The following is a 22917-nucleotide window of genomic DNA, read 5'->3' on the forward strand; positions in this document are numbered from 1 at the left end:
CGTTCCACCGGACGGGGCCAGGCAGGGGCCGGACGCGGGCCGGACGGGGACCGCCGTACCGAGGCCACCGAAGCGGTCGCCGAAAGCGGGTCACCGAACGGGGTTGATGAACCCCTGCTCGGTCAGCAGCCGCAGCGACTCCGGCACCCGGTCCCGCAGGACCACCCGGTCCTCGCCCAGCAGCTGCGCGATGGCGTCCACGATCTCGCCCGCCGCCAGCGACCCGTCGCAGACCCCGACGAAGCCGGCACCCACGGTGTCCACCTTGGTTGCCCGCCGCATGCCGCGGTTGTGACGCAGGATCACGTGCTCCGGGTCTTCCGCCCCCGGCGCGCCGACCTGCTCCTGGACCACCTCGTCGGCCAGCACGTAGCGGGCCGCGAGCAGGCCCGCGTCGTCGTGCGAGCTCAGGAAGTCCTGCCGGTCGAACCACTCCTCGATGTGCGGGCCGAGCGGCTGCTCCACCGGGTGCGGCCACTCCTCCACCCGCACGATCGGACGCTCGGCGCCGCTCGCCCGCAGGGTGATCCAGCCCATGCCGATGCCCTCGACCCGGCCCGCCTCGAAGGCGTCCAGCCACTCGCCGTACCGGGCCTGGTAGTCGCCGCCGGGGCCGCGGTGGTCGCCGCCGTCGCGCAGCCACAACTCGGCGTACTGGGCCACGTCCTGGACCTCGCGCTGGACGATCCAGGCGTCCAGCCCGGTGCCCGCCACCCAGCCGGCCAGCCGCTCGTGCCAGTCCTCGCCCTTGACGTGCTGCCAGTTGGCGAGCAACTGGCAGTAGCCGCCCGGCTCCAGGTGCTCGGCGGCCGAGCGCACCAGGTTGCGACACAGGTCGTCCCCGGCCATGCCGCCGTCGCGGTAGGTGAACCGGCCGGCCGGCGAGATGACGAAGGGCGGGTTGGAGACGATCAGGTCGAACTTCCGCTCCCCGACCGGCTCGAAGAGGCTCCCGGCGACCGCCTCGGTGTTGTCGAAACCGGACAGCGCGAGGGTCAGCTCGGTGAACCGCAGCGCGCGCGGGTTGAGGTCGGTGGCGACGACCTTCTGGGCGTGCCGGGCCGCGTGCAGCGCCTGCACGCCCGAGCCAGAACCGAGGTCCAGCGCGGCACGGACGGGGCGGCGCACGGTGATGTTGGCCAGCGTCGTGGACGCGCCGCCGACCCCCAGCACCAGGTCCTTGCGGGCCACCCCGTGGGCCGTCTCCCCGGAGCCGATGCCACCTGCGCCACCCACCGCGCAGCCCAGGTCGGAGACCACCCAGGCATCCGAACTCGGCATCCCGGCCACCTCGTTGGCGTACGGGCGGACGTCCACCGTGGCCCGCACCAGGTCCCCGTCGGAGCGCAGCCAGCCGTCCGCCAGGCAGTCCTCCACCGGCAGCGCGGCGGCGGCCGCCTGGTACGGCACCGGCTGCTGCAGCAGGAACAGCCGCACCAGGGTCTCCAGCGGGCTGCCGCCCCGGGTCGCACGCAGCGCCGGGACGGCCTCGCTACGGGCCAACGCCGCGTATCCGGTGGGGCCCAACAGGTCCAGGCACCCATCAGCGGTGAACGATGCGGCCAGCAGCGCCTCGCGCAGCTTGGCCAGACGGGTCGGGTCGAGAACGGGGCTACTGATCACCCCGCCATTGTCCCCCGCCCCACGCCACCCCCGCCCCACCAGCCCACTCGGGGCGCACCCACCCGGGTCCGAGCCCCGGCCTGCGCCTCTCGGCGGACACAGCAGCCGGGGCCGGAGGGCCGCTCCCGTGAGCGGCCCTCGCCGTTGCTCCCGCTACTCCTCGTTCTCGGTCAGCTCGCGCTGGGGGCCGGGGTGGACGGGGCGGCCGCCGGGGTGGTGGCGGCGCCCGCGGAGGGGGTGGCCGCCGGGGTGGTGGCGGCGCCCGCGGAGGGGGTGGCCGCCGGGGTGGTGGCGGACGCTCCGGCGCTCGGGGTTGCGCTCGCGCCCCCGGCGGCCGGGGAGCCACTGGCGCTGCCGCTCGCACCGGCGCCCGGGGTGGCCTGGCTGGGCTTGCAGCCGTCCTGCTTGGCCATCGCGGCGCCGAGCTCGCCGCGCTGCAGCTTGCTCTGCGCCTGGGTGGACAGCGAGGCCAGCTGCTGCACCTGGTCGGCCACGCTGCGCAGCCCGTCGGCGAACTTCGCCTGGTCGTTGTTGGGCAGCGCGTCCAGCTTCTTCTGGACGTCCTGGTAGCCGTCGGCGGCCTTCTTCAGCTCGTCGACGGTGTCCTTCTGCAGGGCCGCGCCGTTGTCCACCTTGGGCGCGCCGGCCGCGTCGATGGCGCTCGCGATGTCCTGGTTGGTCTTGGCCAGCCGCCCGATGTCCGTCGAGAGCCGCTTCTGCAGGTCGGCCGGGGCCTCGCCGGTCTTCACCTGGCCGGTGTCGGCGAGCGCGGACTGCGCCTGGGCGATCGGGTCCTTGGCCGCGCCGCAGACGTTCGACGCCCAGGATTCCAGCTGTTTGCTGTTGTCGTCGCCGCCGCAGCCGACGGCGCCGAACGCGAGCAGCACGCCGAGGGCGGGTACGGCCAGCAGTCGCTTGTTCACCGGGAGAAGCCTTTCGGTTTCGGTCGTCTTCGGTCGTCGAACCTACACGTCCGCCGTCCGAGCCCCGGTTCCCGGCTGCTCAGCCCCGGTCGGCCGCTCCGGGCTCCCGCTCCCGCCCCGCACTCTCGCCCCCGGCCGCCGCTCAGGCCCGCTCGACCCGGATCGGATCGCCCGGCCGGACGGTGCCCAGCACCTGGGCGTCCCCGTCGAGCCCGCCAAGGACGTTGCAGGGGCTGGCCAGTCGGCACTCGCCGTCGCGCGAGATCGGCGTCGGTCCGTAGGGCAGGGCGAGGCTGTCGCCGTCGGTCCAGAACGCGACCGTGCCCGGCTCGACCACCTGCCGGGCACCGTCCTCGCGCGGCACGCTGACGGGCGTGCCGAAATAGACCTCCTCGCCCCAGGTGCTCGCCGTCGATTCGATCGGCAGCTCGGCCCAGAGCGCCTCGGTGGTGGGCGTGGCCCGCAGCGTCGCGGTGGCCTGACCGGCCGGCCACAGGATGCGAATCCGCCTGTGCTTCCTCTTCCGCGACAGGTCCGATCAGCGATCGGACCCGGTCGTGCCGGAAGCAGCGAACCGCCGGGCTCAACAATTTGTCAACAGGATCCCAGGAATCGGGATCCCAGGAGTTGGGACCGGGGCATCGGAGGCGGCGCGGGCCCTCAGACGGCGACGGAGGCGACCGAGACCGGCCAGCTCATCCGGATCACAGCACCGCCGGTGCCATTCGTGACCTCCAGGTCCTCGACCAGGCCGGTGATCACGGCGAGGCCCAGGGTGTCCTCGTCCGGGTCGCCGCCCTCGTCGGCGCCGGGAGCCGAGTGGGCCTCGGGGCCGGCTTCGTCCTCGACCTCGATGAGGAAACGCTTCTCCTGATCAGTCAGCGCGACCCGGACCGTGCCGCCGATGCCACCGCGCTGGTGCAGACCGACCGCACGCGAGCACGCCTCACCGACCGCGAGCCGTACCTCGTCGAGCACCGACTCGTCGACCCCGGCCCGTCTGGCGACGGCCGCGGCGACCAAGCGGGCCGTCCGCACGTGCTCGGGAAGCGCGCTGAATCGAAGTTCGACGGTTGCCATATCTCCCCTTCGGGGTGCTCCGACGGGGGCCGGAGGTACGGCCCCGGTGGGCCGGACGGGCCGGCCCCTGAGCGGCCGGGAAGCACCGGGGCCCGTGCGGACCCCAGCGCCCCGGACGCGTGGAACGGGCGGGCCGGCCGCGGGGACCGGCCCGGACGCGTCAGTCGGTCGCCTGGACCGCGTCCTCCACCGAGGTGTGGATCGGGAAGACCTTGGTCAGGCCGGTGATCCGGAAAATCTTGAGGATGCGCTCCTGGTTGCAGACGAGGCGCAGCGAGCCCTCGTGGGCGCGCACCCGCTTCAGACCGCCGACCAGGACACCCAGGCCGGTCGAGTCAAGGAAGTCAACGCCCTCCATGTCGACGACGAGGTGGTACTTGCCGTCGTTGACGAGCTCGACCAGCTGCTCCCGCAGCTTCGGGGCGGTGTACACATCGATCTCGCCGCCAACCTCGACGACCGTACGATCGCCGACTGCGCGGGTCGACAGGGACAGGTCCACGGAACCTCCAGCACCTTGCCTTGCTACGTCATGTGCGATCCTCGGCCGGACGGCCGCCACCGCATGGTCGCGAGCCCGGGCGCGCCAAGCCAAACGCGTGGCAAGCCTCAGCGCTGCGACCCACGGCCGTACGGCCGTCACGGCCACATTCAACCACCTGCGACCATGCCCGCACGATGGCTTACGACGATTCTGCGTCACGCCGGTGACACACTGGGTCCCCATGCCGCCCCGACACAGCCTGCCCGAGGCACTGCTCACGACCCTGGCCACCAGTCGGGGGCGATCCGACCGGCTCACCCATACGGAGCACCTTCCCGCCCGGCCTGCACGTTATTCGCCGTGGCCCGAGTCGATCCGACCGGAGATCGTGGCCTCGGCACTCGCCGTCGGGGTGGAGCAGCCCTGGGCGCACCAGGCAGAAGCGATGAACCTGGCCAAAAGCGGCCAGACTGTGGTGATCGCCACAGGCACCGCCTCGGGCAAGTCGTTGGGCTATCTGGCGCCGGTGCTCAGCGACCTGCTGGAGGGCACCGAGGCCCGCAACGGCCGCGGCGCCACCGCGCTCTACCTGGCCCCGACCAAGGCGCTCGCCGCCGACCAGCGCCGCCGCGCCGCCGAACTCGCCCCGCCAAGGGTCCGGGCCGCGCTGTACGACGGCGACACCCCGCCCGAGGAGCGCGAGTGGGTCCGCCAGTACGCCTCCTACGTGCTCACCAACCCGGACATGCTGCACCGGGGCATCCTGCCCGCGCACGCCCGCTGGTCCTCCTTCCTCAAGGTGCTGCGCTACGTGGTCGTCGACGAGTGCCACAGCTACCGGGGCGTGTTCGGCTCGCACGTCGCCCAGGTACTGCGGCGGCTGCGCCGGATCTGCGCCCGTTACGGTTCGTCACCCACCTTCCTGCTCGCCTCCGCCACCACCGCCGACCCCGCCGCGACCGCCCGGCGCCTGACCGGCCTGCCCGCCGTGGCCGTCACCGAGGACGCTTCGCCGCGCGGGCCGATGGTCTTCGGCCTCTGGGAGCCGCCGCTGACCGAGAACGTCGGCGAGCACGGCGCCCCGGTGCGCCGCACCGCCACCGCCGAGGCCGCGCACCTGCTGACCGACCTGGTCGAGCGGCAGACCCGGACCGTCGTGTTCGTCCGCTCCCGCCGCGCCGCCGAACTCGTCGCCCTCCAGGCCCAGGACCAGCTCGGCCGACCGCTCGCCGAGCGGGTGGCCGCCTACCGCGGCGGCTACCTGGCCGACGAACGCCGGGCCCTGGAGCGCGCCCTGCACTCCGGCCGGCTGCTGGGACTCGCCTCCACCTCCGCTCTCGAACTCGGCGTCGACATCTCCGGCCTCGACGCCGTCCTGATGGCCGGCTACCCCGGCACCCGGGCCTCGCTCTGGCAGCAGGCGGGCCGGGCGGGCCGCGAGGCCCAGGGCGCGCTCGCCGTCCTGATCGCCCGGGACGACCCGTTGGACACCTACCTGGTGCACCACCCGGAGGCGCTGTTCGCCGCACCCGTCGAGGCCACCGTGCTCGACCCCGACAACCCGCACGTGCTCGCCCCGCACCTGTGCGCGGCCGCCGCCGAACTGCCGCTCACCGACGCCGACCTGGAGCTGTTCGGCCCCTCCACCGCGCCGCTGCTGCCGGTGCTGGAACGGCGTGGCCTGCTGCGCCGGCGCGCCGACGGCTCCTGGTACTGGACCCGCCGGGAACGCGCCGCCGACGCCGTCGACCTGCGCGGCAGCGGCGGCAGCCCGGTGCAGATCGTCGAGGCCGACACCGGCCGGCTGCTCGGCACGGTGGACGCGGCGGCCGCCCACGCCACCGTCCACACCGGGGCCGTCCACCTCCACCAGGGCCGCACCTACCTGGTCCGGGAGCTCGACCTGGAGAACTCGGTCGCCCTGGTCGAACCGGCCGACCCGCCGTACACCACATCCGCCCGCGACCTCACCTCCATCTCCGTCCTCGACACCGACACCACCGTCCCGTGGGGCGAGGGGCGGCTCAGCTTCGGCTCGGTGGAGGTGGTCAACCAGGTGGTCGGCTACCTCCGGAAGCGGATCTCCACCGGGGAGATCATGGGCGAGAGCAAGCTCGACCTCCCGCCCCGCACGTTGCGCACCCGCGCGGTCTGGTGGTCCGTCACCGAGGACCAGCTGCTCGACGCGAACCTCCCGCTCGACCAGCTGCCCGGTGCCGCCCACGCCGCCGAGCACGCCTCGATCGGCCTGCTGCCGCTGTTCGCCACCTGCGACCGGTGGGACATCGGCGGCGTCTCCGTCCCGCTGCACCCCGATACCGGGCTGCCCACCGTGTTCGTCTACGACGGCCACCCGGGCGGGGCCGGCTTCGCCGAACGCGGTTTCCAGCGGGCCGTCGAGTGGCTGACCGCCACCCGGGCGGCGATCGCCTCCTGCGAGTGCGAGCGCGGCTGCCCGTCCTGCGTCCAGTCACCCAAGTGCGGCAACGGGAACGACCCGCTGAACAAGGCGGCCGCCGTCCTACTGCTGGATGTCCTGCTGGCCGGGGCACCTGACGCGGGGTCCGGGCCGGGCCCGGAAGGCGCGGAGCCCGGAACGAGCCCCGAGGCGGCGGGGTCCGAACCGCGCCCCGAGGCGGCGGGGTCCGGGCCCGACCCGGAGGGCGGGGCGCCGAGCGGTTCATGAGACCGCCGCCGCGCCGCCCGGGGCGTCACCGAGGCCGTCCTCGGTTGCGGTGACCGGGGCCCGTACCGGTCCGGCCCGGGCCCTCGCCCGCGCCGGGCCGACCGGCAGGTGCACCGGGAGCCCACCGACCGGCACCTCGGCAACCACCTCCACGGCGTCCGCCGACCGGTCCACCGAGCAGGACACCAGGCCGGCACCCTGTGCGGCGGCGATCCCGGCGGCCCGACCACAGCCGCCGTCCGGCTCCAGCAGCAGCCGGTCCGCCGCCGCAAGGGCCGCGAGGTCGGCGGCGGACTCGGCCCGGTGCCGGGCGGCGACCACCGCACCGACCGCGACCGTCGCGGCGGACACCGTCGTGCCCAGCATCGCCAGCGCGAGCAACCACACCGTCGCCGAGCCCGCGTCCGGCCCGCGCCCGCCCACCGCGGCGGCCCGAGCGGTACGGGCCCGCCCCAGCCGCCCCACCGCCCGGCGTGGGCCGCTCAGGATGGCCACGCGCCACCACCTCCTCCCGAACCACTCCTCCCCAGCACGTCCTCCCGCTGCGCCACCGCCCGCGCGCCGAGCCGCACCGCGAGCAGACCGCCGAGCTTCCCGGGCGCCGCGCACGGCGCGTCCACGTCGACCCGCACCGTGTCCGCCGCGACCGCGACCCGGACCTCCGCCCCCGGCGGGGCGGCCGCGCGGGCGAGGTCGGCGGCGTCCGCCTCACCGCGTGCGGCCGCCCTGGCACCGATCCTGGCCGCGTCCACGCAGTGGATCTGCGCGGCCGCCGCGAGCACGCCCCAGATCAGCATCGCCGCGAGCAGGACGAGCGCGGGCAGGGCCACCGCCGTCTCCGCCGTGGCGAAACCGCCGTCGCCGCGTCGGGCCGGCCGCAGCGACCACGGACAAGCGCCGCCGCTCGCCGTCCTACGTGGCATGGAGCGCGCGTTCCAGCATCTCGGTCAGCGCCCCGGTGATGGTCGCGCTGGTCACCACCTTGTACAGCCCGGCCGCGAGGGCGCAGGCGCCCAGCGTTCCGACGGCGTACTCGGCCGTGGTCATCCCGGCGTCCGACCGGCGCCGGCGGCGGGCCAGCCGGCCGGCCCGGCCGACCGCCCAACGGCTCTTCCGCCGCCACACCCCCAGCAACTGCCGGAGCGGGCGCCCGGTGTCGGGCCTGATCGCGATCACTGCGGTCATCGATGTCTCCTGTTCGATCTCTTCCGCGACTCCGGCCGATCCGGAGCCGACGTTCATTCACATGGACTGGGCAAAACGGCTGGTGAGGCCGATCACCACTGGCACGACCCCGATCAGGACGAAGGCCGGGAGGAAGCAGAGCCCCAGCGGTGCGGTGGCGAGCACCCCGGCCCGGCGAACCCGCGCGTGGGCCGCGCGGACGGCGGCCGTCCGCTGTTCCTGGGCCAGTCCGATCAGTGGACCGGCCGCGGGGGCTCCACCGAGGCTCGTCCGGACCAGGCAGCGCGCCAGCGGGGCCAGCGCGGGATGCTGTTCGCCCAGTCGGGTCCAGCACAGTTCCGGCGGGGCGCCCAGGGCCAGCTCGGCCCCGATCGCCGCCAGCCGCGGCCCCAGCGGCGCGCCCACGCTCCGGCCCACCGCCGACACCGCCGCCGAGGGCAGCGCCGCCGACCCGAGACAGGCTGCCAACAGCTCTGCACCCAGTGGGAGTTGCCGGGTCAGCAACTCGTTCTCCCGGGCCGCCCGACGGTCCGCTGGTGACCGTGCCCGGGCCGACCACCGATGGACGCCCACCGCCGCCAGCACCCCGGCGACCGCCCCGGCACCGCCACCGAGCAACACCGCCACCGCCAGCCCGGCGCCGACCGTCGGCGCCACGCGCCGCCAGGGCCCGACACTCGGGCCTTTCAGCCGTGTGCGCTTCCGCACCTCCTCCCGCTCCCACGCCCAGGCGGACGCCCGCCGCCTGGCCTTGCCCCGCACCGGCGCCACCACGGTCGCCACTGCCGCCGCCACGGCGAGACCGGCCACCGCCCACTCGAAGCCCCGCGTCACCCGGCCCCCGCTCCCCCGCCGAGCGCCCACGCCCGGACGAGCCCTCGACGCGCACCGCCGCGCTCCCTTGCCCCCGGAGCCTGAGCACCGCCCCCGACCCCCCGAGGAGGCTCCAGCGCTCCCCTGGCCGCCGCCCGGACGATGCGGGCCGTCCAGAGCACGCCCAGCCCCTCCAGGACCGCGCCCGCCACGAGGCAGCCCAGCCCGGCCGACGTGTGCAGCAGGACGTCCAGCGGACGGGCCCCGAGTGCGCCGCCCAGCAGCAGCCCCGCGCTCGGCAGGGCGGCCAGGACGGCGATCGTCGCCCGCGGCCCGGCCAGTTCCCCGGCGATCTCCTCCGCCAGCGCCCGCTCGCCGCGCAGCGCCTCCGCGACCCGGTCCAGCGCGGCGGCCAGCCCCACCCCACCGTCGGAGGCGACTCGCCAGCAGGCCGCGACGGCCGCCGCCCCGCTGCCGCCCGGCAGTTCGGCCAGCAGCTGGAACGCGGCGGGGACGTCCCCGCCGTAGCGGCCCGCCGCCAGCCGGGCCACCGGCTCCTCGCCGAGCCGGCGCAGCCCCTCCGGGTCCGCCGCGAGCCGGGCCGTGACCAGGTGCAGCGCCTGCTCCGGCGTCGAGCCGCCGCGCAACTCACCCGCCAGTGCGGCGCAGAGCTCCACCACGGCCGCGGCCCGCCGCCCGGCCTCCACCGCCGTGCGCCGCCGCAGTCGCCACCTTCGCAGCGGCAGGGCGGCCAGCACGGCCGCGAGTACCGGCACCGGCGAGGAGACGGCCTGCCCGGCGACCAACCCCACCGGCAGCAGCAACAGTTCGGGTGCCAGCAGCTCCGGGAGCCGAGCCCTCGCACGCCCCGCCGCCTCCGGGCCCGGCCCGCCCACCGGAGGCCCGCTGCCCGCCAGCACCAGCCTGGAGCGCCGCCCGCCCGGCAGCTGCTCCTGCACGGCCCGCCACGCGGCGGCCGCCAGCAGGAACAACACCGCAGTCCAACAGAGCGCCAGTTGACTTCGCATCACATCGCCACCGTCCATGTCATCGCCCCTTCCTGCCCCAGGTCCCGAGCAGTGCCAGCGCGGCCACCGCGCATCCGGTCAGCAGCACCACGAACCCGAGCTCCACCAACCGCAACTCCCGCGCCGCCCCGCCTGCAGACAGTGCTGCCGCGATCACCACCGCGCTCACAACGGCCCCGCCCCGGGCGGCACCCCGAGTGCCACCCCGCGCGCCGCCAGCAAGCCGACGAGCCGTTCCCAGCCCGCCCCCGGCACCAGGCCGCCCGTTGCCGGAAAGGCCACCGCCGCAGTGGTCACGGCCAGCCCGTCGCGGTCCCCGGCCAGCGTGTGGATCTCCGCCACCCGGCGGCGGCCCGAGCCCGGATCCCGGACCAGGTGCACCACCACATCGAGCGCGGCCCGCAGCTGGCTGTGCAGCGCCGGCCGGTCGAGCCCGGCCAGCGAGCCCAGCGCCTCCAGCCGGACCGGCACGTCCGCCGCCGTGTTGGCGTGGACGGTGCCGCAGCCGCCCTCGTGCCCGGTGTTGAGCGCGGCCAGCAGGTCCGACACCTCGGCGCCGCGGACCTCGCCGATCACCAGCCGGTCCGGCCGCATCCGCAGGGCCTGCCGGACGAGGTCCCGCAGGGTGAACTCGCCCAGACCCTCCTGGTTGGGCGGTCTGCTCTGCAGCCGGACCACGTGGGGATGGGCCGGTCGCAGTTCGGCGGAGTCCTCGGCGACGACGATCCGCTCGTCCGGCCCGACCAGGCCGAGCAGCGCCGCGAGCAGCGTGGTCTTGCCCGAGCCCGTCCCACCGGAGACCAGCAGCGAAAGCCGCGCCTGCACGATGCCGGCCAGCAGGTCGGCGCCCTCCGGCGGCAGCGCCCCGCCCGCCACCAACTCGTCCAGCGTGAACGGCCGGGGCCGGCAGACCCGCAGCGAGATGTGGGTGCAGCCGGCCGCGATCGGCGGCAGCACCGCGTGCAGCCTGGTGCCGTCCGGCAGTCGGGCGTCCACCCAGGGCCGGGCGTCGTCCAGGCGCCGCCCGGCCGCGGTGGCCAGCCGATGGGCCAGCCGCCGCACCGCCTCGGCGTCGGCGAAACGGACTCCGGTGGCTCGGTGCAGACCGCCGCCACGGTCGACCCACACCTCGTCCGGACCGTTCACCAGGACGTCGGTGACGTCCGGCGCCGCCAGCAGCCGGTCCAGCGGGCCCGCACCCACCAGTTCGGCGCGCAGCGAGCGCACGGTGTCCAGCACCTCGTCCCCGCCGAGCGGCGGCCGGGTGGCCCGCAGCACGGCCGCGACCGATCCCGCCGTCGGGGCGGCCCCCGACTCGGCCAGCCGCAGCCGCACCGCGTCCACCAGCTCCGCCGTCCGCTCCTCGCGGGCCGTCCGGCCGTACGGGCAGGGCCCGTGCCCGGCCTGCGGCGGCCCGCCGGGCGGTGGCACGCTCCTGAGCGGCCGGTGCTCCCGCGCACCGTCGCCCGGGCCCGGGGCACCGCCCCGAGGGCCTGTTCTGCGAAGACGGACCATCAGTACACACCTCCTCCGACCGCCGGCACCGGCGGCAGTACCTCGTTCAGGAAGGTCGCGCAGAAGCGCGCGAGCGGGCCGCTCTCCCGGATGCCGGGCGGGACGCCCTTCTCGACGTCCTCGGCGAGCCCGGGCTCGGGTTCCAACTCCCCGGCCAGGTCAAGCCGCAGCCCGCGGGCGATCCGGTGCGCCGGGAGCCCGCCGGCGCGCACCGGCCGGACCACGGCCCGGACGTCCCCGAGCCGCATCCGGGCCGCCGCCGCGACCCGGTCGGCGGCCGCCACGGCGCGCAGTTCGGCCGGGACCACCAGCAGGGCCAGGTCGGACTGCTCCAGCGCCTGCCCGGCGGCCGCGTCGAGATGGCGCGGCACGTCGACCACCACCAGCCCGCCGCGCCGCCGGGAGGCGGCCAGCACGCTGCGCATGGCCTCCGGCGGCACCGTCAGGGTGTCGCCACGGTTCATAGTTGTTACTGCACTCGCCGTGTCCCACGCAGGTCGTGTCTCACTGGGGACCATCGCCGTTGGCGCCGCGAGTTCCCTCTAGCCGCGCCATCGTGTTGCGTAACGATGCGTCAAGGAGGCTACCAGAGTGGCGGAAGTCACAGAGTGGTGGAGGCCATCGGCCTTCGGTCGATCCAGCTGTGCCGCGCCCGCTTCGCCTGGCCGGACGGCGGCGAGAGTGCTCTAGAACTCTTCCCCAGCGGCGGACGCGGCCCCTACGGTGGCGCCGTGACGATCACCAGCGCGCCGTACCAGCTCATCGCCGGCCCGGGCGGCGGTGCGCCGCCATGGGTCTCCTACACCGGACTCGCCGTCAGTATCGCGGTGGCCGTGGGGACCATCACGATGCACCTGCGCACCCACTGGCGCGACCGGCGCAAGGACAGCGAGGAGTATGCGGCGAAGGTCGCCGCCTGGACCGGCCCGGACACCGGAGAAGGCCCGGGGAACCTCTACCGCTACGACTCGATCGTCGTTCACAACGGCGCTGACCAGCCGGTATTCAACGTGGTGGCGGTCCTGCAGAGCGCCGAACCCGGCGAAATACCCGGTGAGACCGACGTGGTGAACATGGTGATCGGCTTGATCCCGCCCGGGGAATCGGTGGAGAAAGAGATCAGCATCGCCGTGCCGCACGAGATTGTCCAACGGCCAGTCACCATCTGGTTCCAGGACGTTCGGGGACGCAGGTGGGAGCGGGACGAAGCTGGACAGCTCCGCCGGCGAGAACGCGTAAAGGGCACTGCCCTTGAGCCCAGCGCCCGGCGCAACGACGACGGATCGATCGGACCCGCCACATCCAGGCCCGGAGCCGTGAGGCGCCTGCTGGGAAGGTTGGAGCTCCTGCTCAAGAAGTCCTGACTGGCCCCACGTCAACACCGGTTGCCGAAACGATCTGTGGGCGGGCGACTTCGGGGGTACGGTCCCGTGCACACGGGTTCAAGGCGTGCACGGGATGGGGACCAGCATGGCACCTCCGGACGAAATCAGCATCGGCCAGCGGATCGCGGCCTACGAGGATGTGAGGGGTTTGAGCCATCGGCAGCTCGCCGACCGCGCTCACGTCTCGTACAGCCTGCTCACGAAGGTGGTGTCGGGGCACAAGCCGGCGACGCCGGAGTTCGTGGCAGCGGTCGCCCGGGCCTTGGGAGTTGAGCCGGGCGACCTTCAGCCGCCCTCGTACAGTGACGGCATGGCCGATGACCCGCTGGTCCCGCTGATGGGGCCGATCCGCACGACCCTCGACCTGTACGACCTGCCGCCGCAGGATGCCGTGCGTCCGCGGGCCCTGCCCGCGCTCCGGGCGGCGGTGCGGCAGGTGAACGCGCTGGCCCAGGCCGCGAAGTACAAGCCGATGGTGGCGATGCTGCCGGGGCTGCTGGTCGAGTTGCACACGGCCGCGCACGAGTTCACCGGAGAACAGCAGCGCCAGGCGTGGGGCCTGCTGGCGGAGGCCTACCGGTGCGGGCACTCGGTCGGGATCGCGATCGGGCTGAACGACCTGTCCGCGACCGCGCTCGCCCGCATGGACTGGGCCGCCCAGCGGGCCGGCGACCGGGCGCCCGCGCTGCGGGCCGCCCGCGAGTACCTTCGGGTCACCGCCTACCTGCGCGTCGGCGACCTGGAAGCCTGCCGGCGCCTCCAGGAATCCGGCCGCAGCCACCTGGGCGGCACCGACGCCAAGACGCCCAGCGCGCTGGTCACGACCGGGCAGCTCCACCTCGGCTCCGCCGTGGTCGCCGCCCGCTCCCGGCAGACGGACGTGATGAAGCACCACCTGGACGAGGCCCAGAAGGTCGCCGCCCAGACCGGCGAACGCCCAGACCTGTCGCTGCACTTCGGACCCACCAACGTCCAGGTCCACCGGGTTATGACGCTGGTGGAGGCCGGCGAGCACGACCAGGCGGTGACCGCCGCCAAGGGCCTTCGGTTCCCGGCCGGATGGGCACCGACCAGGATCGGGCACCACCACATCGACCTGGCCCGCGCCTACCGGTGGATGGCCAAGCCCGAAGCCGCACTCGACCAGCTTGACGCCGCCTATGCGGTCGCGCCCGAGCAGGTCTCCCGGCACCCGCTCGCCCGCGAAACTGTGACCGCCCTGTCACGCTCCGCTAGCCGCCGGAGTCTGCGGCTGTCAACCTGGATCACACGAACGGGCATCTGACGATCTTTCACTTCTGGTGAAATTCGCGGCCTTACATCAGCGGCATCGTGGTGTTCAGGCCCCCGAGAGGCGAAGCCCCGGGGCATGAGCCCGGTCCGGACCCGCGCGGGTCTGGACCGGCGCCTCCACCACACCACTGATTCCCTGGAGCCCGTGATGGCCGCTACCCGCCGCCCGCCGCACCCCGCCCCGTCGCCGTCCGGGCCGCGCAGATCCGCCGGGGACCGCCTTCGGCGGAATGCCCTGGCCACCGCGGCGGCCGGCTGGGCCGACTTCTCCCCGGCCGCCGATCCCCGGATCCGCCCGGCCTCGTGAGCACGGCGACCGCCCCGGCGACCGCGGTCGAGAAGCCGTCCGTCGCCCATCTGCCCTACCGGCCTGAATCGGCCTCGGTGGCCCGCCGCCTGGTCCGCGACAAGCTGGCCGAGTGGGAGCTGGATGAGCTCATCGACGACGCCCAGCTGATCGTCTCCGAGCTCGCGGGCAACGCCGTCAAAACCAGCTGCCTCCTCAGGATGACGGTCGAGATCACCCGGATCACCGCCACGGCGGTGCGGATCTCGGTCACTGACGGCAGCCGGACTCTGCCGGTGCTGATCGACGCTGGCCTGAAGGCCGAGGGCGGCCGAGGTCTCGCGCTCGTGCACGAGCTCACCAGGGGCCAGTGGGGTGCGACCTTGGAGCCGTTCGGCAAGATCATTCACGCCGACCTGCGGATGCGGGGTGCGTCATGACCAGCCGGCACCGCGGACAGCATCGTGACCCTGTCCACGACGCGCTGAAGGCCTTCGTGGTGCTCGGGCACCTGGCGGCGATCGGCCTACTCGGCATCGCCGTGCACCAGCAGGAGACCCTCCACGACACCGCGGCGACCACCGTCCCGGACAGCGACCCGCCGAACACCACCTGAGCCCCCGCCCGCCCGGCGCCCCGGGCGGGCGGGCCCGGGGGGCCCGGCCCCCCCCCCCCCCCGCGGGGGCCCCCCCCCCCCCCCCCCGCCCCCCCCCCCCCCCCCCCCGGGGCGAGGAATGGACCAACCCCCCCCCCCCCCACCCCGCGCCGCCCCCCGCCCGGCACCCCGCCCCCCCAAACCCCCCCGGCCCCCCCCCCCGCCCGCCCCCCGGGGGGGCCGGGCCCGGGGCGCCGGCCGCCGACGACACCGGCCGGCGCCCCTTCCACGCACCTCGGCACCACACACCACGGACCGAGAGGACGAGATGACCACCTCCCAGCACACCGCCGCACACGCCGCCTGCGACCGGCTGCACGGCCGCCCGGCCGTCCGCAGCTTCCTGGAGGGCCCGGAGCTGACCGCGGCCGACCTGAGCATGGTCCTGCTGGTCCGCGAGGACGGCGAGGACGCCGACCGGCCGATGCCGACCGTCACCGTCGCCGAGATCCCGCAGACCGTGCGGGACCTGGCCGCCGCCGGCATCCGCTCGGTGAAGGTGTTCGCCAACAGCCTGGAGCGGAACCCGCAGGCCTCCGGCGCCGTCGCGTCGGACTCCCTGATGGTGCGAGCCATCCACGCCGTCAAGGACACCGAACCCGGCATGGCCGTGATGACGGAGAACTGCCTGTGCGGCCACACCGACACCGGCGAATGCCACCTGACCGTGAACGGGCGGATCGACCTGGACGCCACGGCCGCGCTGACCGCCGCCCAGGCCGTCATCCAGGCCAGGGCCGGAGCCGACATCGTCGGCCCTGCCGCGATGACTAGGGGCACGACCTGGACCGTGCGCCAGGCCCTGGACGAGGCCGGTCACCGCGACGTGGCGACCATGCCGCACCTGATCTTCGACTCCGCCCTCTACGAGGGCTACCGCACCACCATGCGGGCCACCCCCGCCTCCGGTGCTCGCCGCCCGTTCCAGATCAGCCCCCGCAGCCCGGAGAGCGCCGTGGACACCGGCCTCGCGTTCCTCGGCGAGGGGGCGGACATGCTGCTGCTGGAGCCCGGGATGCTGTCGGTGGACATCCTCACGGCTCTCAAGCGCCGCACCCAGGCGCCGCTGATGCCGTTCTCCGTGTCCGGCGAGTACACACGCCTCGCTCCGCTCGACCCGGCCTCCGGTCAGCGGGACTTCCGGCCGCTGCTGGAGGTGTTCACCATGCTCAAGCGGGCCGGGGCCGAGCGGATCATCACTTACGCGGCCCTGGACCTGGCCCGCCTCCGCGCCTAAGCGGCGGGCCGGACCTCCGCCAGGATGCCCTCCGCGCCTTGGTCCAACAGGAGGCCGGCCACCTGCACGCCCAGCTTCTCCGGCTCGCTCAGCGGGCCGGAGAGGCTGGCCTCCACCTGCCGCCTGCCGTCCACGGAGGTGACCTGCCCGTGCAGCGTCAGCACGTCCCCGTCCGCCTTGCCGAACGCTCCGACCGGCACCGAGCACCCGCCGTGGAGCTCGGCCAGCATCGCCCGCTCGGCCCGCACCTCCGCGTCTGTCACCGGGTCGCCAGCCCCGGCCAGGATCTCGCGGGCCAGCTCGTTGTCCTCCCGGATCTGGATGCCCAGCGCGCCCTGCCCCGGGCTTGGGGGGAACAGCTCGATCGGCAGAATCTCGCTGATCTCCTCGCCGCGGCCGAGCCGCTTGATCCCAGCAGCCGCCAGCACCACCGCGTCCAGCCGCTGTGTCCTGAGCTTGCCGAGCCTGGTCGGCACGTTCCCCCGGATCTCCACCGGCACCAGGTCCGGGCGGACGTGCAGCAGCTGGGCGATCCGGCGCGACGCCGAGGTGCCGATCCGACCGCCGCGCGGGAGATCGGCCAGCGTCGAGCCGCAGAGCGCGTCGTGCACGTCCGCACGAGTGGGCGGGGGCAACAAGATCAGGCCGGGCGGGTTCGCGGTCGGCAGGTCCTTGAGCGAGTGCACGATCACATCGACCTCGCCCGACACCAGCGCGTTCACCTGGTTCACGGAGAACGCCGAGCCGCCGCCTCGCTCCGACACGTCCCGCAGAGCCGACCTGCGGTCCTGGTCGCCGGCCTCCGTGATCACCCGCTGGCGGAAGACCACGTCGGGGAAGCGCTCCCGCAGCGGCGCCAGGAACTCCCTGACCTGGGCCCGCGCCAAGTGACTGGCCCGCGACCCCACCACCAGTGTGCTCATACGCCAACTCCCAGCATCTGACGAGATGTTGACCGCATGCTACCCGCATCGAACACGCCCGGTTTCCGACGGTATGTCGGAAACCTGGAAGGAGCCCTTCGTGCTGAACACCACCCGGACCATCCGCATCGGCGCCCGCACCTCTCCGATGTCGCTGGCCCAGGTCGCCCGGGTCACCGAGGACCTGCGCGAGCGCTACCCGGACGCCGAGATCGAGCTCGTGCCGTTCACCGCGGCCGGCGACCTCGAACCCGGCCGGCAGGCCGAGCTGCACGACAAGGGCGCCTTCACCGGCGAGATTGAGGACGCCCTGCTGACTGGTGCCTGCGACATGGCCGTGCACTGCATGAAGGACGTCGCCGGCTACCCGCTGAACGCCCCGGGCACCGTCTTCGCCGCCCACCCCGCCCGCGCCGACATCCGCGATGCCCTGATCCACCCTGGTGGCCTGGCCCTCGACCAGCTGCCGCCCGGCACCCGAGTGGGCACGGCCGCCGTGCGCCGGATCGCCCAGCTCACCGCCAGCCACCCCCACCTCGAACTCGTCCCGAGCCGGGGCACTGCGAACCTGCGGCTGGCCGCTCTCAAGGCGGGCAAGGTCGACGCCCTGGTCCTGGCGGCCTCCGGCCTGGAACGCATCGGCGAACACCACCGCATCAGCGAGGTGCTGTCCGTCGAGCAGATGTGCCCGCCGCTCGGGGCCGCCGTCCTCGGCCTCCAGTGCCGCGCCGACGACCCGGAGATGATCGCCCTATTGGCCCCGCTCGGCGACCGCCTCACCACTCGGGAGATCACCGCCGAACGGACCGTGCTGAACCTCCTGCGCGGGCACTGCAACAGCCCGATCGCCGGACATGCCCGCGCCTTCAAGGACGGCCGCCTCGCCCTGCGGGCCATGGTCTTCACCCCCGACGGCGCGACCGTACTCACCGCCAGCCGCACCAGCGACCAGCTCACCCCGCAGGCCCTCGGCGAGGCCGTCGCCGAGACGCTGATCCGCGACGGCGCCCGCGACCTGATCGACTCCATCGCGCACTGACGTCCGAAGCCGGCGACCGCGCGGCCCCGCGGCAGGCCCGTCAAGCCTTCAACTGCACGATCCGTGCGGGGCCGTACGGTTGCCGGTCGTCAGCTGCCGGACGACCCCGAGCGGGCCTTGCGCCTCGGGCCGCCGCGCCAGCTCTTCCCGAAGGCGTTCGATCTCCAGGTGCTGGGCAGCGATCCTGGACAGGGCCAGCTGCCTGAACTCGGTCAGCTCCTCGATCTCGGCGTCGCGGTCGTCCAGACGCCGTTTCAGGTCGGTGTTGGCGGCTTTCAGGCGCTCAATCTGGGCTGCCCGGGGGTCTGGCACCGTCCCGGCCTCCCGCAGGGCCGTCAGGCGCCGCTCGAACTCCTCGGCCAGGTGCTGGTAGGGGCCCGAACGCTCGGTGCCGTCGCGGTTCTTCTTCGGGTAGAAGCCGGTGCGGGTCACCCCGGCCTCGGCGGCGAGTGCCTTGAGGTCGCACTTGCCGCCGGGAGGCAGCTCGCCCCGCAGCAGCCGGTCCATGGCGGCCCGGATGGCTTCCTCGTTGCGGGCTCGGGTCTCATCGCTGATACGCGCCATCTCAGTCCCCCAGTCCAGTGGCAGCGTCGATCTCGGCAAGGACCCGCAGGTCCCTGTCCAGGTCGGCTTGCAGACGTGCTCGCTCGGTCTTCTGGCCACGGGTGATCGAGCCGATGAACACCTTCTTGTTCTCGGCGCTCGATGCCCACACGGGCCGGTGGCAGGGATGGTGGGTCGCCTGCGGGCAGCGGGCCGAGTCGCACAGCCCGGCCATCGGCTTGGCGTCCTCGGTGACCGGGGCGCCGGCCAGCTTCAAGCACAGGGCCTTGGCGGGGTCGGCGAACCAGCAGTAGTTCGCGACTCCCAGGTGCAGGGTCTTGGCGCGCTTGGCCAGCAAGCTCAGCACCTCGCGGTCGCCCCGCTTGACGTTCGGAGCGGCCTTGGCCTGTTCGCTCAGGTCGGCGTCGACGGACTCGAAGAACTCCACCAGGTCGCGGGCGCCGGGCCCGGCGGGCAGGACGCCGTTGCGGTAGTCCTCGAAGGCCTGCCGGGTCAGCTGGAGGTTGCGGTTCTGCTCTTCCTTGCCCACCTCGGCCAGGAAGAGGCTCTGCGTGCCGCCCGGCCGGGCGGCATAGCCTTCCGTCGTGGCCACTGAGACGTGCTTGAGAGCCACCTTGGCCGCCAGCAGTCCGCCAGGCCTGTGAGCCAGTTCAAGAGCCAGCGTCCGCCGGAGCATTCGCAGGCTCACCGGGCCGTCGGGGATCGGCGCCAGACCGAGCCGCTGCCCGTCGGCGCCGTTCACCCACTGCCGGAAGGTGGTGCACCGCGAGTTAAATTGGAGCTTGCCCTGGCCGATCAGATGCGTCTCGGTGTCCGGGTCGTCCAGGAGCTTGCGCATCAGGTCGAGCGCCTTGTAGACGTCCTCCACGACGACCCATTCGTCCCACACGCCGCCGTGCCCGATCCCCTTGATCCGCTTGCTCTTGACCCTGTAGCGCGCAAGCCCTTCGGCCACCTGGTCCGGCGGCAGGAGGCAGTCGGCCGGCAGCTCGCAGATCTCGCTCATCCGCATCCCGGTCACCGCCGCCACGACGACGACGCAGGCCGTCCGCACTCGCTCGATAAGCCAGTTCACCTGGGAGTGTGCGGGAAGGGGCAGTGTCCACGGCACCTCTCCCTTGCCGTCGGCCTTGGCGACCAGGGGAGCCCGGCGAGCGGTCGGGTGCTCGACCCCTACAGCGGCGACAGCGGCTTCGAGCTCGGCCCGGTGGTCGTTGAGGATCTTCAACGCCTTCGGGAAGCGGATGCCCGTCTCCAGCGCGATCTGCTTGGAGCTGACCCGCAGCAGTGGATCATTGGGCGACCAACCGACACCCAGGCGGTAGCGGATCTGCTCGTCGGAGGTGGCCGGGAGCGGATCAGCTCGCCGAACGTAGTCGCTGATCACGGCGGTGATCAGCGGGGCCCACTGCAGCTGGCCCTTCATCTGGGCGAAGCGATGCTCCAGGTCCGCGTCACGGCGCCCTTCCACTTCCCGCAGCAGTAGGACGTGGGGCGCCAGGTGCTCGATGACGTAGAAGGCAGCGGCCAGAAGCGGCTGCAGGACGTCGTCGTTCACCGGCTGGGTGGCGTTCTCACCCCGTCGACGGGATCCGGCGACCTGCTCGGCGCTCCTGCCTGGCCAGGGCCGGAAGCCCGGGGCATAGCCCCCGGCCGTAAGGAGTTCGCCGTAGTCTGCCAGTTCCAGCACGGCGTTCACGGCCTGGCGCCGGTAGGCCCGCGAGGTCTCCTTGACCGCCCGGCCGTCCTTCCAGGAGTGTTGGCACCACAGCAGGAAGGCGTCGCACATCTCCTGGGTCACCTTGGCCAGGTCATGAACACCCCTGCCGGTCAACCACTCGAACCAGCGTATGAGGTTGAACATCCGCTGGTTGACGGTGGAGATGACCCGGGGCGCGCGGTAGGCCCGTGGCAGGACGCGCACGCGCTCGTGGCCGGGGGCCATCAGCGCGAACAGGTACTCCTTGGCGGCCAGCCGAAACGCCGGGTTCTTGATCCTCGTGAAGTCCAGGACCTGCGTGTTCCTGACCTGGTGCCGGGGCAGGCCGAGCACGCTGGTGAAGTCCCAGACGTCCTGGTCGAAGACGGGCCGGACACTGGCCCGGTCGGGGTCGATGGACAGGCCCGCCGCCTGGCAGACGTCCTCTCCCGCGAACGGCGAGGCCTTGACCGCCTGGTGGTCGGCGACGTGGTGCGGGGTCGTCATGCGGTCATCTCCTCGGCTCGCAGGGGCAGATCGGTATCGGTGTCGGTGACCTCGCCGGCCGCGCGGGCCAGGGCTCCGGCGGGGAAGTTGTCCTCGGTGAGGACCCGATCGAGGCGGGTGGCGTACGGGCCGAAGACGGCCATGAACTGCGCGGTGGGCATCTGCTTCCACTGCCGGGCAAAGAACGCCTTGAGCCGCAGCAGGTTCGGCAGGTGGCGCGGGGCGTACATCGACAGCGGGCACAGCAAGCACACCCACGGCCGGGCCGGGCAGGGCTTGCCCTTCGGGCCGTGCAGGCCGGACAGCTGGTCCGCGCACGCTGCGGTGAACACGTCGCGCTCGCCAGCCAGCAGCTCGGCGATCGCGGCATCGCTGAGTCCCAGCCGTTCCACCACGTCCGGGTAGCTTTCGGCGAACTTCGCCGCGTCCTCGGTCGCGAGGATCATCGGAGGTTGCGCGCGACGGAGCATGTCCATCTGGGCTTCCTCGATGATGGAGTCCACGGCTGCCTTCTGCGCGGGCGTCGCCACTTGCAGGTAGTGGTCGCCCTCCACCTGCGGGGAGTGGTTGGGGTCGATGGTGGCCCGGGGGCTTCCCCTCCACCCCCGCCGGTCGCGCAGTGACTCGAACGTGGTGCGGAAGCGGTGCTCGTGCAGCTGCAGTGGGGCGCCCGCGTCGTCGACGATCCCGTGCCTGCCCGCCCAGCGCGGCGTCACGCTTCGGTGGGCCCGGCCGGCCGACCACTGCGTTCCGCCTTGCAGGCAGTAGCGGACCCACAGTTCGTCACGCAGGGTTTCCGGCGCGTGAGCGCGGGTGACTGAGGAGTGCTCCAGCCACTGCTCCAGCAGCCGGGTCGCCTTCGTCGACAGGGTCAGACTCTCAGTCGCGGTGCGGCCCTTGACGTAGGTCAGCAGCACCGTGGCATCGCCCGCCCAGTCGATTCCGTCCAGGCCGAGGTCGATCAGCCCGTCCGGGACGATACCGGTGTAGGCACCGAGGAGCACCTGATACGCCTTGAGGACGTCCAGGCTCGGGTAGAGGCCTTCCAGGGCTTCGGCCTGTCCCTGCGGGTACAGCTCTGCGGGGACGGCATCGGGTCGCGTGCTGGCCCGGCGGCCCCGGCGCACGGTCGTGGCGAGCACCTCGGCGCTCTCGGGGCCGCGGTTCAACAGCATCCACTGGATGCTTTCCTCGGTCCACCCCGCCTCCGCCGGATCGCTGCCTCGTTCTGCCTGGGCTCGCGCTTGCCGGTAGGCGGCGAAGGCTGGCTTGATCAGTGACCGGCACACGGTGATCAGCCGCTGCCACTCACTCTCCGTGTACGGCGGAAGCGTGCGGCGGTCCACTCGAAGGTTCGGCCGGAACATCCGCCCGTCGACAAGGTCGCGGACGTCCGGCCGCAGAGCCCCGTGCAGGTCGTCCAGACTCCGCAGGACCGTCCGAGCGAGGCCCTCGTTCCTGTGCGCGGTCCGCGACTGTCCGGCTCCCATCCAGACCTCGGCCAGACGGGCCCGCGTCAGGTCCTCCGCCCGGCCCTGGAAGCCGAGCCGCTGCAAGCTGGTCAGCAGCGACCTGAGCGCCGTCATGTAGCTGCCGATCGTCCGGGCCGAGTTCAGACGCCCGTTCGGGTGGACAAGCTCCGCGAGCCCGACCAGCAACTGCCGGGCAAGTTCGGGGTTGCCACTGGGATCGAGGACCTGGTGAGTCCGGGTCCGGTCGCTGAACACACAGGTCAGGCTCAGCCCGTCGTCACTCAGCGTGGCAGGCATCAGATCTCGTCCTCATCGTCTTCGTCGTCGAACTCCGCCGCGGCCTCCCTGCCGGCGGCGTCACGGTCGCCGGGCAGTCCGGCGCCGTCGTAGGCCTCGCGGTAGACGCGGGTCATGTCCAGGCGGCGTAATGGTGGAGTCGGGTATTGGAACTGTCCGAATGCCTGCCGCATCAGGGCTCCTTGGACGGTCGGTTCGCGGCGCAAACGGCCCAGTCGCCAGC

Annotated in this window: 25 protein-coding genes and 1 pseudogene; 9 read left to right on the forward strand and 17 right to left on the reverse strand. The window is 73.5% G+C overall.

Going from position 1 to position 22917, the window contains the following annotated elements:
- Nucleotides 1-90: 90 nt before the first annotated feature.
- The 5 genes from ACIRYZ_RS10725 to bldG form a co-directional block, all read right to left on the reverse strand.
- Entirely contained in the window at nucleotides 91-1623 is a 1533-nt protein-coding gene (locus ACIRYZ_RS10725; RefSeq protein WP_402942033.1) for a methyltransferase, read from the reverse strand.
- 170 nt (nucleotides 1624-1793) lie between these two features.
- On the reverse strand, nucleotides 1794-2546 hold the full coding sequence (locus ACIRYZ_RS10730; RefSeq protein ID WP_402942035.1) for a small secreted protein: 753 nt from the start codon (nucleotides 2544-2546) through the stop codon (nucleotides 1794-1796).
- Between the two features lie 142 nt (nucleotides 2547-2688).
- Nucleotides 2689-3078 (reverse strand): cyclophilin-like fold protein, encoded by a 390-nt coding sequence (locus tag ACIRYZ_RS10735; protein WP_402942098.1) that lies wholly within the window; start codon nucleotides 3076-3078, stop codon nucleotides 2689-2691.
- Nucleotides 3079-3206: 128 nt separating this feature from the next.
- Entirely contained in the window at nucleotides 3207-3626 is a 420-nt protein-coding gene (locus ACIRYZ_RS10740; RefSeq protein WP_402942037.1) for an ATP-binding protein, read from the reverse strand.
- Nucleotides 3627-3786: 160 nt separating this feature from the next.
- The gene (gene bldG / locus ACIRYZ_RS10745) at nucleotides 3787-4128 is read right to left on the reverse strand and encodes an anti-sigma factor antagonist BldG (RefSeq protein WP_380608663.1); all 342 of its coding nucleotides are present in this window, start codon (nucleotides 4126-4128) and stop codon (nucleotides 3787-3789) included.
- A 223-nt stretch (nucleotides 4129-4351) separates the two neighbouring features.
- On the opposite strand from bldG, the gene ACIRYZ_RS10750 reads away from it, so the two are divergent.
- Nucleotides 4352-6796, forward strand: coding sequence for a DEAD/DEAH box helicase (locus ACIRYZ_RS10750; protein ID WP_402942039.1), 2445 nt, complete (start codon nucleotides 4352-4354; stop codon nucleotides 6794-6796).
- Here ACIRYZ_RS10750 and ACIRYZ_RS10755 read toward each other — a convergent pair.
- The 7 genes from ACIRYZ_RS10755 to ACIRYZ_RS10785 all read right to left on the reverse strand — a co-directional run bounded on the left by ACIRYZ_RS10755 (nucleotide 6791) and on the right by ACIRYZ_RS10785 (nucleotide 11801).
- Nucleotides 6791-7291 carry an Rv3654c family TadE-like protein gene (locus ACIRYZ_RS10755; RefSeq protein ID WP_402942041.1) on the reverse strand — a complete coding sequence of 167 codons (501 nt, stop codon included), beginning with the start codon at nucleotides 7289-7291 and terminating at the stop codon, nucleotides 6791-6793. The genes ACIRYZ_RS10750 and ACIRYZ_RS10755 overlap by 6 nt on opposite strands.
- Nucleotides 7279-7719 (reverse strand): TadE family type IV pilus minor pilin, encoded by a 441-nt coding sequence (locus ACIRYZ_RS10760; RefSeq protein ID WP_402942043.1) that lies wholly within the window; start codon nucleotides 7717-7719, stop codon nucleotides 7279-7281. The genes ACIRYZ_RS10755 and ACIRYZ_RS10760 overlap by 13 nt, the downstream gene beginning before the upstream one ends.
- The gene (locus ACIRYZ_RS10765) at nucleotides 7709-7981 is read right to left on the reverse strand and encodes a DUF4244 domain-containing protein (protein ID WP_402942045.1); all 273 of its coding nucleotides are present in this window, start codon (nucleotides 7979-7981) and stop codon (nucleotides 7709-7711) included. The genes ACIRYZ_RS10760 and ACIRYZ_RS10765 overlap by 11 nt, the downstream gene beginning before the upstream one ends.
- A 57-nt stretch (nucleotides 7982-8038) precedes the next feature.
- A complete protein-coding gene (locus ACIRYZ_RS10770) occupies nucleotides 8039-8815 on the reverse strand; it encodes a type II secretion system F family protein (RefSeq protein WP_402942047.1) in 777 nt (258 codons plus the stop codon).
- Nucleotides 8812-9840, reverse strand: coding sequence for a type II secretion system F family protein (locus ACIRYZ_RS10775; RefSeq protein ID WP_402942049.1), 1029 nt, complete (start codon nucleotides 9838-9840; stop codon nucleotides 8812-8814). The genes ACIRYZ_RS10770 and ACIRYZ_RS10775 overlap by 4 nt, the downstream gene beginning before the upstream one ends.
- Nucleotides 9841-9987: 147 nt before the next feature.
- Complete coding sequence (locus ACIRYZ_RS10780) at nucleotides 9988-11253, reverse strand: TadA family conjugal transfer-associated ATPase (protein WP_402942051.1); 1266 nt, start codon at nucleotides 11251-11253, stop codon at nucleotides 9988-9990.
- 83 nt (nucleotides 11254-11336) lie between these two features.
- Nucleotides 11337-11801 carry a hypothetical protein gene (locus tag ACIRYZ_RS10785; RefSeq protein WP_402942053.1) on the reverse strand — a complete coding sequence of 155 codons (465 nt, stop codon included), beginning with the start codon at nucleotides 11799-11801 and terminating at the stop codon, nucleotides 11337-11339.
- A 267-nt stretch (nucleotides 11802-12068) separates the two neighbouring features.
- On the opposite strand from ACIRYZ_RS10785, the gene ACIRYZ_RS10790 reads away from it, so the two are divergent.
- The 7 genes and pseudogenes from ACIRYZ_RS10790 to ACIRYZ_RS10820 all read left to right on the forward strand — a co-directional run bounded on the left by ACIRYZ_RS10790 (nucleotide 12069) and on the right by ACIRYZ_RS10820 (nucleotide 16193).
- Nucleotides 12069-12701 (forward strand): hypothetical protein, encoded by a 633-nt coding sequence (locus ACIRYZ_RS10790; RefSeq protein ID WP_402942055.1) that lies wholly within the window; start codon nucleotides 12069-12071, stop codon nucleotides 12699-12701.
- 106 nt (nucleotides 12702-12807) lie between these two features.
- Nucleotides 12808-12996: pseudogene (locus ACIRYZ_RS10795) on the forward strand (helix-turn-helix domain-containing protein); the annotation flags it as partial.
- 36 nt (nucleotides 12997-13032) lie between these two features.
- Complete coding sequence (locus ACIRYZ_RS10800) at nucleotides 13033-14007, forward strand: transcriptional regulator (protein ID WP_402942102.1); 975 nt, start codon at nucleotides 13033-13035, stop codon at nucleotides 14005-14007.
- Between the two features lie 84 nt (nucleotides 14008-14091).
- Complete coding sequence (locus tag ACIRYZ_RS10805) at nucleotides 14092-14322, forward strand: hypothetical protein (RefSeq protein ID WP_402942057.1); 231 nt, start codon at nucleotides 14092-14094, stop codon at nucleotides 14320-14322.
- Nucleotides 14319-14741, forward strand: coding sequence for an ATP-binding protein (locus ACIRYZ_RS10810; RefSeq protein WP_402942059.1), 423 nt, complete (start codon nucleotides 14319-14321; stop codon nucleotides 14739-14741). Before ACIRYZ_RS10805 ends, ACIRYZ_RS10810 begins: the two co-directional genes overlap by 4 nt.
- Nucleotides 14738-14917, forward strand: a complete 180-nt coding sequence (locus ACIRYZ_RS10815; protein WP_402942061.1) for a hypothetical protein — start codon at nucleotides 14738-14740, stop codon at nucleotides 14915-14917. The genes ACIRYZ_RS10810 and ACIRYZ_RS10815 overlap by 4 nt, the downstream gene beginning before the upstream one ends.
- A gap of 307 nt (nucleotides 14918-15224) precedes the next feature.
- Entirely contained in the window at nucleotides 15225-16193 is a 969-nt protein-coding gene (locus ACIRYZ_RS10820; RefSeq protein WP_402942063.1) for a hypothetical protein, read from the forward strand.
- On the opposite strand, the gene hemC (ACIRYZ_RS10825) is transcribed toward ACIRYZ_RS10820, so the two are convergent.
- Nucleotides 16190-17116: a hydroxymethylbilane synthase gene (gene hemC, locus ACIRYZ_RS10825; protein ID WP_402942064.1), complete on the reverse strand. Its 927-nt coding sequence runs from the start codon at nucleotides 17114-17116 to the stop codon at nucleotides 16190-16192. The genes ACIRYZ_RS10820 and hemC (ACIRYZ_RS10825) overlap by 4 nt on opposite strands.
- A 103-nt stretch (nucleotides 17117-17219) precedes the next feature.
- Here hemC (ACIRYZ_RS10825) and hemC (ACIRYZ_RS10830) point away from each other — a divergent pair, with 103 nt between their 5' ends.
- Nucleotides 17220-18155, forward strand: coding sequence for a hydroxymethylbilane synthase (hemC, locus tag ACIRYZ_RS10830; protein WP_402942100.1), 936 nt, complete (start codon nucleotides 17220-17222; stop codon nucleotides 18153-18155).
- 48 nt (nucleotides 18156-18203) lie between these two features.
- On the opposite strand, the gene ACIRYZ_RS10835 is transcribed toward hemC (ACIRYZ_RS10830), so the two are convergent.
- From ACIRYZ_RS10835 to ACIRYZ_RS10850, 4 genes are all read right to left on the reverse strand, one after another.
- Nucleotides 18204-18719, reverse strand: a complete 516-nt coding sequence (locus ACIRYZ_RS10835) for a hypothetical protein (protein ID WP_402942066.1) — start codon at nucleotides 18717-18719, stop codon at nucleotides 18204-18206.
- Nucleotide 18720: 1 nt separating this feature from the next.
- Nucleotides 18721-20925, reverse strand: coding sequence for a site-specific integrase (locus tag ACIRYZ_RS10840; protein WP_402942068.1), 2205 nt, complete (start codon nucleotides 20923-20925; stop codon nucleotides 18721-18723).
- Nucleotides 20922-22694, reverse strand: a complete 1773-nt coding sequence (locus tag ACIRYZ_RS10845; protein WP_402942070.1) for a hypothetical protein — start codon at nucleotides 22692-22694, stop codon at nucleotides 20922-20924. The genes ACIRYZ_RS10840 and ACIRYZ_RS10845 overlap by 4 nt, the downstream gene beginning before the upstream one ends.
- Nucleotides 22694-22917, reverse strand: a 224-nt coding sequence (locus tag ACIRYZ_RS10850; protein WP_402942072.1) for a hypothetical protein, incomplete at its 5' end; no start/stop codon positions are given. The genes ACIRYZ_RS10845 and ACIRYZ_RS10850, both read right to left, overlap by 1 nt.

It is taken from the genome of Kitasatospora sp. NPDC101155 (assembly GCF_044768305.1).
Taxonomy (GTDB): domain Bacteria; phylum Actinomycetota; class Actinomycetes; order Streptomycetales; family Streptomycetaceae; genus Kitasatospora.

Bases quoted from the DNA above. Each gene is read 5' to 3' on its own strand.
- ACIRYZ_RS10740 (WP_402942037.1), bottom strand. From the start codon at position 3,626: ATGGCAACCGTCGAACTTCGATTCAGCGCGCTTCCCGAGCACGTGCGG.
- ACIRYZ_RS10750 (WP_402942039.1), top strand. From the start codon at position 4,352: ATGCCGCCCCGACACAGCCTGCCCGAGGCACTGCTCACGACCCTGGCC.
- ACIRYZ_RS10760 (WP_402942043.1), bottom strand. From the start codon at position 7,719: ATGCCACGTAGGACGGCGAGCGGCGGCGCTTGTCCGTGGTCGCTGCGG.
- ACIRYZ_RS10765 (WP_402942045.1), bottom strand. From the start codon at position 7,981: ATGACCGCAGTGATCGCGATCAGGCCCGACACCGGGCGCCCGCTCCGG.
- ACIRYZ_RS10775 (WP_402942049.1), bottom strand. From the start codon at position 9,840: ATGGACGGTGGCGATGTGATGCGAAGTCAACTGGCGCTCTGTTGGACT.
- ACIRYZ_RS10785 (WP_402942053.1), bottom strand. From the start codon at position 11,801: ATGAACCGTGGCGACACCCTGACGGTGCCGCCGGAGGCCATGCGCAGC.
- ACIRYZ_RS10800 (WP_402942102.1), top strand. From the start codon at position 13,033: ATGGCCGATGACCCGCTGGTCCCGCTGATGGGGCCGATCCGCACGACC.
- ACIRYZ_RS10805 (WP_402942057.1), top strand. From the start codon at position 14,092: ATGAGCCCGGTCCGGACCCGCGCGGGTCTGGACCGGCGCCTCCACCAC.
- ACIRYZ_RS10815 (WP_402942061.1), top strand. From the start codon at position 14,738: ATGACCAGCCGGCACCGCGGACAGCATCGTGACCCTGTCCACGACGCG.
- ACIRYZ_RS10820 (WP_402942063.1), top strand. From the start codon at position 15,225: ATGACCACCTCCCAGCACACCGCCGCACACGCCGCCTGCGACCGGCTG.
- hemC (WP_402942064.1), bottom strand. From the start codon at position 17,116: ATGAGCACACTGGTGGTGGGGTCGCGGGCCAGTCACTTGGCGCGGGCC.
- ACIRYZ_RS10835 (WP_402942066.1), bottom strand. From the start codon at position 18,719: ATGGCGCGTATCAGCGATGAGACCCGAGCCCGCAACGAGGAAGCCATC.
- ACIRYZ_RS10840 (WP_402942068.1), bottom strand. From the start codon at position 20,925: ATGACGACCCCGCACCACGTCGCCGACCACCAGGCGGTCAAGGCCTCG.
- ACIRYZ_RS10845 (WP_402942070.1), bottom strand. From the start codon at position 22,694: ATGCCTGCCACGCTGAGTGACGACGGGCTGAGCCTGACCTGTGTGTTC.